The organism is Levilactobacillus sp., assembly GCF_022646225.1.
In the GTDB taxonomy this organism is placed as follows: domain Bacteria; phylum Bacillota; class Bacilli; order Lactobacillales; family Lactobacillaceae; genus Levilactobacillus; species Levilactobacillus suantsaiihabitans.
The window spans coordinates 76377-88615 of record NZ_JALCJA010000007.1 but is presented as its reverse complement, the minus strand read 5'-3'; the positions used below and the strand labels follow the sequence as shown (position 1 = coordinate 88615).

Genomic DNA, 12239 nt, shown 5'->3' with positions numbered 1-12239 from the left:
GAACGCTGGGGCGGACGGGTCGAGAAACACGTCTATATCTGCCACATAGCCGAAACGTGCGCCAACAGGCAACTGGTTCCGCTTAACACTGCTAGGCAAATAATCCAAGACCGAGATTATCCGGCTAGCACCGTTAATGCTCGCCAGTTTACCGCCTGTCGTCACACTCTTTTCAGCTATCTAAAGGTGACGCGAATGAGCCTGGGCAAAACCGCCCAGGCTCATTTTTGGTATCAGCGTGAGCGACTATTGTGAACCAAGCTAATATAAGGAGGAAACGATTTTGACAAAAACAACTTTACCGGATGGATTTTTGTGGGGTGGCGCCGTTGCTGCCCATCAAGTTGAAGGCGCATACAATGTGGGTGGCAAAGGCCTGAGCGTTGCCGATGTGATGACCGCTGCGGGGAACCAAGAAGAGCGGCGCATTACCGCTGGCGTGCAGCCTGATGAATTTTATCCGAACCATGAGGCCGTGGACTTCTACCACCGCTACCCGGCAGACATTAAGCTACTGGCCGAGATGGGCTTCACCTGTTTTCGGACCTCGATTGCCTGGTCACGGATCTTTCCGCAGGGGGATGAGTTAGAACCCAACGAGGCCGGGCTTGCCTTTTACGACCGTCTTTTTGATGAATGCCTGAAGTATGGCATTGAACCGGTCGTGACGCTGTCGCATTTTGAAATGCCGTACCACTTGGTCACCCAGTATGGTGGCTTCCGCAGCCGGCAAACGATCACGTTCTTCACGCGCTTTGCTCGGGCCGTCTTCACCCGGTTTCGGGATAAGGTCAAGTACTGGCTGACTTTTAACGAAATTAATAATCAAACCAATTATGACCGCGCCTTCACGCTGTTTACCAATTCCGGGATTCAGGTCCACGCCGGGGAAAACGCCGAAGCCGTGATGTACCAGGCGGCGCACTACGAGGTCGTTGCCAGTTCACTGGCCGTTCAGATTGGCCATAGCATCAATCCCGATTTCCAAATTGGAGCGATGGTGGCCTTCTCGCCGGTTTACCCCGCCAGCGACCAGCCACGAGACGTCTTTAAGGCGCAACGGGCGATGCAATCGCGGTTTTGGTTTTCCGATGTGCAAGTTGAGGGGCAGTATCCCACCTGGTTAACGCGTTATTTCCAGGCGAAGCACTTTGACCTCGACATCACGCAGGCTGATCTCGCCAACCTGAAGCGGGGGACCGTGGACTACCTGGGCTTTAGCTACTACATGTCCTTTGCGACGCAGGCCAGCGACCATGAAGATGACCAATTTTCTTATAACGAGGCCCACGACCTGGTGACCAATCGCTTCGTGCCGCAATCTGAGTGGGGCTGGCAGGTGGATCCCCAAGGCTTGCGGTACGCGCTGAACTGGATGAACGACCGCTATCATTTACCACTGTTTATCGTGGAAAACGGCATCGGGGCCATCGACCAGCTAGAGGCGGACCATACCGTCCACGACCAATACCGGATCGACTACTTGCGGGACCACATCGTGCAAATGAAACTGGCCATGCTCGAGGACGGCGTGGACGTCATGGGCTACACCCCGTGGAGTGCGATTGACATTGTGTCGGCCAGCACCGGGCAGCTGTCCAAGCGCTATGGGTTTATTTATGTGGATTGAAATGACGACGGCAGTGGCAGCTTGGCGCGGTATCGCAAGGATTCCTTCTACTGGTACCAGCACGTGATTGCGACCAACGGGGCCGAACTCGGCCAGAAAGCGGGTGACGCGGATGACAGCCCAGCCTGAACCCTTACTAGTGATTGATATTGGCGGAACGACCGTCAAAACTGGCGTGTGGTCCCAACAACGGCTAATTCGCCGGGACCATTTTGCGACGCCAGCATCCTGGTCGGCACTGTTGACCGCCATTGTGCAATTGCGGCAAACGTTGGCGTTGCCATTTGCGGGCGTGGCCATTAGTTTACCGGGGAGTGTCGACACTGTGGCCGGCAAAATCTCGGGCACCAGTGCGGTAGACTATCTCAATGGTTTTCCAATCAAGACGGCATTACGCCAAGCCTTAGATCTCCCCGTCAGCATTCAAAATGATGCCAACTGTGCTGCACTGGCTGAGACCTGGCAAGGTAATGCCCGCGACGTCGCCGATGTGGCCTTACTGGTGATTGGCACCGGTGTGGGTGGTGCGGTGGTTTTGGATCATCAACTGGTGGCCGGTCGGCAAAACTTTACCGGTGAATTTGGCTACCAGGTGATGACCGCACAGGGTGAGACGTTGAGTGAGCTGGGCAGCCCGGTCCGGATGGCGGAACGGTACGGGCGATTGGCAAAATTGACGCACCCCGTGTCGGCCAAGGCCGTGTATCGGGCGGCGGAACAGGGGGATGACCTGGCCCAGTTTTGTATCGATGATATGCTACACTGGTTGAGCTGTGCGGCGTTTAATCTGTTCGTCAGTCTGAATCCGCAGCGCTTATTGATCGGTGGCGGGATTTCCGGCCGCCCCGGTTTTGTGGCTGATTTGCAGCAGCGCGTGCAACGCTTGATGCACCAACACGGCGCCCCGCTGATGGCGGACATCACGGCCTGCAAGTTTCACAATGACGCGAACCTGATTGGCGCGGTGTACCAGTTTTATTTGGAAAATGGGGATGATACCACGGTGAAGGTGGCCAGCGCCTGAAAGCTGTGAATAGGAGAGTGGGCCAAAAGGCGATTAGCCAGCGAGCATTGCAACTGCCAACCGAATGATCCCAGGGTTGGATTGTTTGGTTGGCAGTTTTAAGCTGAACCGGGCTGCCTGTTGGCGCACGTTTCAGCTAGGTAAAGGTGACGCGAACGAGCCTGAAAGTTTTTCCCAGGCTCAGCGACCAGACCCAGTGTGTGTGGAATTTTCCAAGTGAATTAGTGGCAACCATCGCCGAATTTCGGTACAGTGGAGGTAGCTAAAAAACAGAAATGGGGTCGTTACTGATGAAGACTTGGCAAAAGGTAGTCGGCGGCGTGGCAGCGCTATCTGCCGTGGGTGCCGTGAGTGTCTTGGGCGCCGCGGCGGGACTGTATTTATCCGCCACGCGGTCATACGCCCGGAGTCGCCGGCAGTCTAAGGAACGGGCGATTCGTGAAAATACGGCGGCGGACAACGCCTGGTACTTGCGCCACCACCCGGTTGAGTGGACCCAGATCAGTCAAGACGGCCTGTGCTTGCGGGCCAGTTGGTTGGCGGCTGAACAGCCCACGGACAAGGTTGCCATTTTGGCGCACGGCCTGGGTCACGCCCGCGAGCAAATGATTCCCTGGGCACGTGTGTTTCACGACTGGGGGTACGCAGTCTTGATGCCCGACGCCCGAGCGCACGGCGAGAGTGATGGTCATACGATCGGCTACGGCTGGACTGACCGGCACGATTACCAGCAATGGGTCAACCAGGTCGTGGCCAAAAACGGCGACCAGAGTCAAATCGTCATGTTAGGCATCTCCATGGGCGCCGCCACGGTCATGGCCACGGCTGGCGAAAAGTTGCCGGCCAACGTCAAGGCCATCATCGCCGACTCGGGCTACGCGTCCGTTCTGGGTGAGGCCCGCTTCCGGATGCGTCACGAATTTCACGTGCCGACGCAACCGACGCTGGCAATTGCCGATCAGTACTCGCGGCTGGGCGACTACCGTTTGGCAGACGGCGACATCGCCAATCAGCTCCGCAAGAGCCACATCCCGCTATTGCTGATTCAGGGCGCCAATGACGAGACGGTGCCCGTCGAAAACCTGGATCTCTTGTACCAAGCTGCCGCGGGCCCCAAGCAAAAATATCGCGACCCAGTAGCGGCACACATCGCCACGCGCGAGGAGGACCCGGAGCGCTATGACCGGTTGGTGGCTGATTTCTTGGCGCCTTATGTGCGAGGGTAGATTATGGTATAGGTTTAATCTACTTTTTAGTAGTCTTGGGATCCTTACTGATGGTGTTTTGCTAGGGCATCAAAGAAGTAAGTTAAAGGAAAAATGGCTTTTTGGAAAAACAGAATCCCGGTGTGACGGCGTTTCTTTAGTGTATTCCCCACAGGTGTGGGGGTGATCCCGTAGCGCTGACGGAAACGGTGGCGAACGCCTTGTATTCCCCACAGGTGTGGGGGTGATCCCGTGACCCAAGGTAACATGGTTTTAGAGAGCGGGTATTCCCCACAGGTGTGGGGGTGATCCCCCCTTAATTTCATTTTTGACACACTAGCTTGTGTGTTCCCCACAGGTGTGGGGGTGATCCTATCACCTGCCGGACCTGATGACGCTGACTCGGGTATTCCCCACAGGTGTGGGGGTGATCCTGTTTGACTCAAGAAACCTCGAGTGCTATCCTAGTGTTCTCCAGAGGTGTGGGGGTGACTCTTCAGTGTAAAGTTATTTCCACAGATAGCTCTCACGGGGATGTGGGTCATAGGTGAAGGCGCCAGTATTCCCCATAAATGTGGGGGTGATCCTATAACTTATGTTATAAAGGGCCCATGATAAATGTGTTCCCCACAAGTGTGGGGTGTTTTCATAATTGTTTAGTAATATAACATATGTTATAATGATGTAGACATAAAATTAATTCTACATTTAAATAGTGATTCTATAAGGATTATTTTTGATGTTGATGGTATTGACGTGAGCCTCATTGACTTGTATCTTAGAAATATTAACAGGTCAGTTAGCGCTTTCAAGTGCTGATTAGAACCGTAATTAGGGGAAGGGTAGGCAAAGAAAATGGCAGTGGAAATATCAAAGCGTGCAGCAGCATTATGGGCCAAGAAGCGGTCCGAAGACGGTCAGCAAGCCTGGTTACCGTTAATTGTGCATTTGCTGGACACACAAAATGTTGCTAATTATTTGTTTAATCAGTGGTTAAGTCCGGGCCAGCGGCGATTGTTACAGGGATCGTTATCAGCGACGGAGAGTCAACGTCTGGTTAAACTAGTGGGCTTTTTTCACGATTTTGGAAAAATTTCAGCCGCCTTCCAAGCCAAGGAATCCTACAATCGGGACAAGTCACTAGACGAATACTTACGAGCAAAGTTAACTCAGGTTGGGTTTGTTGATTTTGATTCGTTATATCTACGCCTATCCTCTACGAAAGAATCGCCGCATGCGCTGGCTGGGGAGGCAATTTTGGAAGGCTTGGGCGTTCCTGATTCGATAGGCGCTATCATTGGTGGGCACCATGGTAAACCAGCTGACTATCCCCCAGATGATCAAATTGGTAATTACACAGCCAACTATTACCTAGACGATATTCGCCCGGAAATTCAGCAACCCTGGCAAGACGTTCAACAGGAGCTCTTCGACTACGGCTTGAAGTCAGCCGGCTACCAAACGGTTAAAGATATCCCCAACATAACCCAGCCACAGGCCGTTATCCTAGAAGGGCTCCTCATTATGGCAGACTGGCTGGCGTCCAGTGAACACTTGGATGATGACCAACAGACGCCACTATTTCCTTTGATTCCGTTGGATTGTGCCTGGCCAAAGGAGGGAATCAAGACACGTTTTCAAAAAGCGATGACAGCCTGGGATGCCGGTGGCGAGTGGTATCCCCAACAAGTCGCTCTCACGGATTCGGACCCCGACCCCTATCAGGAGCGCTGGGGATTTAAGCCCCGCCCCGTCCAGAAGGCGATGACGCAGGCAATTGGTGCGACGCTAGACCCGGGAATGGTGATTATCGAAGCACCGATGGGAATTGGGAAAACTGAGATTGCTTTGCTGGCGGTTGAACAATTGGCGAATATTACCGGGCGAGATGGCCTTTTCATGGGGTTACCAACACAGGCAACGACGGATGCTATGTTTGATCGCGTAGATGATTGGTTGGCCTTTCTGGCTAGACAGCAAGCCGAGAATTTGCAAATTCGCTTGATGCACGGAAAGTCCCAGTTTAACCAGACGTATCGAGCGTTGCCCAACGCAACCAATATTTATGACGATGATGGCGCAGGCCAGGTCGTGGTTAATGGCTGGTTCTCCGGGAAAAAGTCCATTTTGACAAAATTCACGGTGGGAACGATTGATAATCTCCTACTGTTGAGCCTGAAGCAAAAGCACCTCTTCCTCCGCCATTTGGGCTTCAGCGGTAAGGTCGTGGTGATTGATGAAGCTCATGCATTTGACGTCTTTATGGATCAATTCTTGTATAAGGCGCTGAGGTGGCTAGGTGTCTATCATGTGCCAATTGTCATTTTGTCCGCGACGCTGCCGAAGGCCAAACGAAATCAACTACTGGACGCTTACTTAAAGGGCAAATATGGCCGGCACTATGAGCTAGATGCACCAAAAGATTGGGAAGACACGCAGGCCTATCCACTGCTGAGCCTGTTGGACGGTCATCACCTGAAACAGGTGACCACTTTTCCTGGTCAGAGTGATCAGCAGCCGACTAAGCTACAGGTGCAGCGCCTGAACGTGGCTGATGAAGAACTCGTTGTCCACGTCGTGAATCAGCTGGTCGGCGGTGGCGTTGCCGGTGTTATCGTTAATACGGTCAAACGCGCCCAGACGTTGGCCGAAAAGATGCCAGCAGAGATACCAACGATGATTTTACATTCGGCCTTTCTGGCAACTGATCGAACGGTACAGGCTAATCGGCTACAAGCGGCGATTGGTAAGCACGGTCAGCGACCAGATAAGTTGGTCGTTATTGGCACTCAGGTGTTGGAGCAATCTTTGGACATTGACTTCGATGTGCTATACACGGATATTGCACCCATGGATTTAATTCTTCAACGTGCTGGGCGGCTGCATCGACACCAAATCGCCCGCCCGCAAGCGCTGGAGGTACCGCAAGTCTTTGTGATGGGAATCGCTGGGCCGGGCGACTATGGGGAGGCCAACGAAGCCATTTATAGCAAGTATTTACTCATGAAGACGGATCATTTCTTGCAGGATACGATTGCCCTGCCGGACGATATTTCACCGCTGGTCCAGGCAGTCTATGATTCAGCAACGGATGATGATGTACCGGATATTGCCGACGCAAAAGATGAGTTCGAGAATCACTTGAAGGCTGAGAAAAGAAAAGCCCGCGTTTATCAGATTGCCAATCCTAAAACGACGGCCGATGCCACGATCCACGGTTGGCTGGAACGCAATCTGGGCGACGTCACCCAAAATGAGCAAAAGGCCGCCGCGGCCGTGCGGGACATCAAGGAAACGCTGGAGGTCATCCTAGTACAGCATACGGATGCAGGTGACTTCCTGTTGGACGGACAACGGTTAAGCGAGGCCCCTTCACAGAAAATTGCTCAGCAGGTGATTCACCTGCCGATTGCGGTGACGCCGAACATTGACGAGGCCATTAAACGTCTAGAGACTTTGACCGGTCACTACTTTTCTGGCTGGCAGAGCGATGTTTGGCTCAGAGGTGCCTTGGCGCTGCCACTGGATGAAAATCTGGCGATCAGTTTTGCCGGCTGGCAACTGACGTATTCCGCAAAGGTCGGCTTAAAATATGTAAAGGAAGGTGATATTGGTGGATAGTCAAAAATTTAACTTAGCAACTGATCCGTGGATCAAGGTGGTGACGGTTGAGTCCAATCAAGAAAAGATGGTTTCTCTGATTGACTTGTTCAAAAACGCGGCTGATTATCGGCAACTGGCCGGTGATATGCACAGTCAAGACTTTGCTTTGTTACGGCTACTCTTAGCCATTCTAACAACGGTTTATTCGCGCGTGGATGCGAACAATACTCAATATGAATGGTTGGATGGGGATGTAGCGTCACCTGAGACGTTAGACCTCGATCTGGATACATTCGATGACGAAGAGGGTAAAGAGACTCTGTTTGCGACTTGGGGGCAGCTTTACCAAGCGGGTCATTTCTCATCAGCTGTGACGGCTTACTTAACGACTCACGTGGCGGATTTCGAATTTTTGGGTGAGCATCCCTTTTATCAGGCGGCGACTGCGGATTACGATGCGTTGGTGCCAGCGAATAGAAAAGTGGCTACTGGTAAGGGTGAAGTGCTAGTCCAACAGATGAATCGGCGGATTTCGGAAAGTGCCAATACGCCGGATACGTTTGCGCCTAAGTCTGGGGAAGCCAAGAACACAGTGTCTTTGGATGAATTGGCGCGCTGGGTGGTCACCTATCAAAACTTTACGGGGGTCACGGATAAAACCAAGGTGGTCACGAAGGAAAAATTCTCTAACGCCAAGGGCTGGGTTTATGGCATTAATCCGGTGTTTGCGAAGGGGAAAACACTGTTCGAGACGTTGATGTTGAACTTGATTTTAGTAGATGTACGTCAAGAAGACGCGGATTATGCGTTGCAAAAGCCCGTTTGGGAAGTACCATCGATTCGTGACTACGTTGAGCAGCGTAAGACCCAAATTCTACCCGATAATTTGGCGGAACTCTATACCGCGTGGTCACGGCTGTTGCATATTGACTGGCGCGAAAATGGGCGGCCCACGATCCTCAGTGCGGGAATCCCGATGTTTGCGTACGAGGGGGCTTTGATTGAGCCGATGACGACTTGGAGGCTTGATAAAAAGACTAGTGCTTACCGACCGGTAGGGAAGAGTCTGCGTTCTCTGGGAACCGCAATGTGGCGCAACTTTGGGCAGTATGTCAATGTTCACAGAGCAGATGACATGCATGAGCCGGGAATCGTTATTTGGTTGAGAACGCTCCAGCGAAAGCACCTGATTGCAAAGGATGCACCGTTATTCTTGAATTCAGTAGCCTTGGTGAGTGATGGCAATGCCACTTCCCAATCACCCGCGGCAGAAGTGGTGGATGATTTGGAAATGCAAGCCGACGTTCTATTCGATGAGGAGTTGACAGAGCGGTGGCCGGTGCGAATCGAAGAAGCCATTGAGACCACGCAGACGATTGGCAAGGACTACTACCATTTCGCTGTGAATTTGGGAAAAATTCGCAATTTAGATACCCGGACGTTTGCCAGTGGCATGAGTGCCAAATTTTATGAACGCTTGAATAGTCCTTTCAAGGCCTGGCTAAGTGGATTGAGCGGCCAAGATGACCGGGATGCCCAAATCAATCGCTGGAAGGCCCAATTGGAAAAGATTGTGGTAATGGCTGTCGATGATGAAATGCGTGCCAGCTCGCCACGAGACGCTAAGGGGATCAATGATGGTGACTACGGTCCCTTGAATATTTTTACCGCGAAGAATCGCTTGATGTATCAGGTCCGGCGTGATCTTGATTTGAAGAAGGAGTGATGAAAGTTATGCCAAGTGAGGTTAGAAAAGCGACCAGTCAAATTATTAATACGCTTTACCGGGATGGTAATCCGGATAAGGCCATTCTAGCGAGTCTCAGAAATGCCCCAACGATTACCAGTCACCGAGCCGAAGCTGTTTGGCCAGTCATCATGGCCCATCTGGACGAAAGCCAGTTGAGTCACGCCAAGGATGGGGCGCCTACCGCAGCGGAGACGGCCGTTTACACGGCAACGCGGTTTTACGCGCTGCACCAGCAAGGCAATCAGGACGCATTTGTTTATGCGTCAGCAGTGGGAAAAGATGCCGTGGGCGAAACATTCTTTGGTGTCTTAGGCAGGTTACGTGGAGATGAGGACTTACGGGTCGCCATGGATCGGCGGGTACAGCCGTTGCTAGCGACGACCAGTGTTTCAGGCATTATTAATAGTCTGACTCACCTAGTCAGCATCTTAAAGGCCCACCAGGGTGCACAACAGATTGACTATGCGTTGCTGGCACAAGATTTAGATAACTTGCAAGGCAGTTATGAGCAAGCCAGCCGCGTCCGGTTACGTTGGGGACAACAGTATTACTCAGTTCAAGCAGCCAAATCAAAAGGAGAGAACACTAATGACTAATCTATATGTTGACTTAAGCGTCTTACAAACGGTACCTTCATCAAACATCAACCGGGATGACACTGGCGCCCCGAAAACCGCATTATACGGTGGTGTGACACGTGCCCGGGTATCTTCGCAAAGCTGGAAAAAGGCCGTTCGTGATGTCTTTAAACAAGATCACGTTTCTGCCGGGAAGCGGACGAAGCAGGCAGCCAATCTGCTCGCGACTGAACTGAAAAACTTGGACGCAACTTTGGATGATGAGACGGTGCAGGCAAAAGTCGCAGAGGTCTTTAAATTGGCCGGCATCAAAGTAGACAAAAAGAAGGACAATGAAACGGGCGCCCTGCTCTTAGTCAGTCGTGGTCAGATTGCCAAGTTGGCCCAGTACGCAATCGACAATGAGGAACTGGATAAAAAGGAAATCAAGAAGGTCCTGAAAGGTGATCAATCCTTGGACCTGGCGCTATTCGGCCGAATGGTGGCAGACAATCCTGAATTGAATGTAGATGCGTCGGCACAAGTGGCACACGCCATTTCCACCCATGAAGTGGTTCCCGAATACGATTACTTTACGGCGCTGGATGATGAACAACCAGAGGATAATGCCGGAGCGGCAATGCTGGGCACGATTGATTTCAATTCCGCAACCCTTTACCGGTATGCCAATGTGAATCTGAATGAGCTGGCACACAATCTGAATGTGACGGACGCCATTAAGGGAACGGCCGACTTTATCAAGGACTTCTTGCTGTCGATGCCGACTGGTAAGCAGAATACCTTTGCCAATAAAACGCTGCCTAGCTACGTGATGGTGACGATTCGGCAGGACACGCCAGTCAACTTAGTGTCTGCATTTGAGAATCCGGTCGTTTCCCACAGCGGTTACGTTGCGCCGTCAGTGACGAGACTGGAAGGCGAATACCAGCGAACACAAGCATACGTTGACGAACCAGTCGCGAACTTTGTCTTGGGTAAAGCGGACTCACAAATTGGGACGACTGTGGCCAAGTTATCTGAGCTTCTGGATCAAGTCACGGCCAAGTTATCAGAGGTGATGCAGGATGAAGACACTAACGATTAAGTTAACGGCACCATTGCAGTCCTATGGGAATGAAGCCAGTTTTGCCCGGCGGACGACCAACGATTATCCCACTAAGAGTGCGGTGGTGGGGATGGTAGCAGCGGCTTTGGGCTATCGCCGCAATGACCAACGTATCCTGACGCTGAATCAGTTAAGCTTTGCGGTGCGAATCGATCAGGTCGGGCGCCAATTGACGGATTTTCAAACTGTCGAATGGAAAAAGGATACGCGAAAAATCACCTATCGCGATTATCTTCAAGATGCCGTCTTTGTGGTGGCCTTGGGTCATGAAGATGACGCGGTAATTGATAACATCAAGTTTGCACTTAAACATCCGCGGTTCCAATTGTTTTTGGGAAGACGGTCCAATGCGCCGGCAGGGGTGCTGGAGATGCAAGAGTTTGCTGACCAGGCACCAGTCGCCGTGTTACAAGACCTGAAGTGGCAAGCGGCTTCTTGGTATCAACGAAGACAGCAGGACAGTAGTTTGGAGATCATTGCCGATGCCGGTCTGCTGGCTGATAAGTCGAGTGCGTTGGTTAAGGACCGGGTCATTTCCTTTAATCAGCGGGATCGACAACACGGCTTTCGGGACATTGCCAGGACAACGGTTCCATTGAATCAATTAGACGCGCAGAGCAGTGACCTGGACACCCAGCACGATCCATTTACTGCGCTCGGAGAGGAGTAAGCATGTACCTATCAAGAGTAGAAATCGACAGTAACAACCGTGCGAAGACTCGAGATTTGACGCACCTGGGCGCCTATCACAATTGGGTCGAACAAAGCTTTCCAGCTGAAATTGCTGCCCATGAACGGTTACGACATTTGTGGCGGATTGACCAGCTAGGCGGGCGGCGGTATTTACTCGTTTTGAGTGAAGAAAAGCCCGATGTGGAGAAGCTCGCCACGTACGGTGTACAGGGAACGATCATGACAAAACCGTATGACCACTTGCTAGACCAGTTGCATGAAGGTCAACTGTTGCAGTTTCGATTGACGGCCAATCCGACGCACACGATTACGGTGCCGGGGAGGAAACAAGGTCGCGTCGTTCCCCACATTACCGTTGAACAGCAAAGACAGTGGTTGATTGATCGTGCAGAAAGAGCTGGCTTTAGTCTGATTCAAAATGTCGCGGCGGAAAATCCGGATGGTGCGCCGACTTGGTCATTTGACATCGTTGGTCGGGAGTGGCCAACGCTTCATCGGCGAGCTGGCCGAGGAGTCCGCCTGAGTCGAGTGACCTTTGAAGGGCTCTTGCGCATTAATGATGTTGCGGCCTTCAAGGAAACACTCACCCAAGGACTTGGTCGCGAAAAAGCATACGGGATGGGCTTAATGACGGTAATTCCGGAGGCGTAA

General features: G+C 52.1%; 8 protein-coding genes, 1 pseudogene and 1 CRISPR repeat array. All 9 genes and pseudogenes read left to right on the top strand.

What is annotated here, in order from left to right:
- Positions 1–283 precede the first annotated feature (283 nt).
- Positions 284–1759: pseudogene (locus tag LKH74_RS11490) on the top strand (6-phospho-beta-glucosidase).
- Positions 1743–2654, top strand: a complete 912-nt coding sequence (locus LKH74_RS11485; RefSeq protein WP_287708458.1) for an ROK family protein — start codon at positions 1743–1745, stop codon at positions 2652–2654. Before LKH74_RS11490 ends, LKH74_RS11485 begins: the two are co-directional and overlap by 17 nt.
- Before the next feature lie 290 nt (positions 2655–2944).
- A complete protein-coding gene (locus LKH74_RS11480) occupies positions 2945–3880 on the top strand; it encodes an alpha/beta hydrolase (RefSeq protein ID WP_287708459.1) in 936 nt (311 codons plus the stop codon).
- Between the two features lie 144 nt (positions 3881–4024).
- Positions 4025–4354: direct repeats of the CRISPR family, unit length 25 nt; unit sequence TTCCCCACAGGTGTGGGGGTGATCC.
- Between the two features lie 360 nt (positions 4355–4714).
- A complete protein-coding gene (cas3, locus tag LKH74_RS11475; protein WP_287708460.1) occupies positions 4715–7480 on the top strand; it encodes a CRISPR-associated helicase Cas3' in 2766 nt (921 codons plus the stop codon).
- Entirely contained in the window at positions 7473–9188 is a 1716-nt protein-coding gene (locus tag LKH74_RS11470; protein WP_287708461.1) for a type I-E CRISPR-associated protein Cse1/CasA, read from the top strand. The genes cas3 and LKH74_RS11470 overlap by 8 nt, the downstream gene beginning before the upstream one ends.
- A complete protein-coding gene (gene casB, locus LKH74_RS11465; RefSeq protein WP_287708462.1) occupies positions 9188–9808 on the top strand; it encodes a type I-E CRISPR-associated protein Cse2/CasB in 621 nt (206 codons plus the stop codon). The genes LKH74_RS11470 and casB overlap by 1 nt, the downstream gene beginning before the upstream one ends.
- Complete coding sequence (gene cas7e, locus LKH74_RS11460; protein WP_287708463.1) at positions 9801–10874, top strand: type I-E CRISPR-associated protein Cas7/Cse4/CasC; 1074 nt, start codon at positions 9801–9803, stop codon at positions 10872–10874. The genes casB and cas7e overlap by 8 nt, the downstream gene beginning before the upstream one ends.
- Complete coding sequence (cas5e, locus tag LKH74_RS11455; RefSeq protein ID WP_287708464.1) at positions 10855–11565, top strand: type I-E CRISPR-associated protein Cas5/CasD; 711 nt, start codon at positions 10855–10857, stop codon at positions 11563–11565. The genes cas7e and cas5e overlap by 20 nt, the downstream gene beginning before the upstream one ends.
- 2 nt (positions 11566–11567) lie before the next feature.
- Positions 11568–12239 (top strand): type I-E CRISPR-associated protein Cas6/Cse3/CasE, encoded by a 672-nt coding sequence (cas6e, locus tag LKH74_RS11450; RefSeq protein ID WP_287708465.1) that lies wholly within the window; start codon positions 11568–11570, stop codon positions 12237–12239.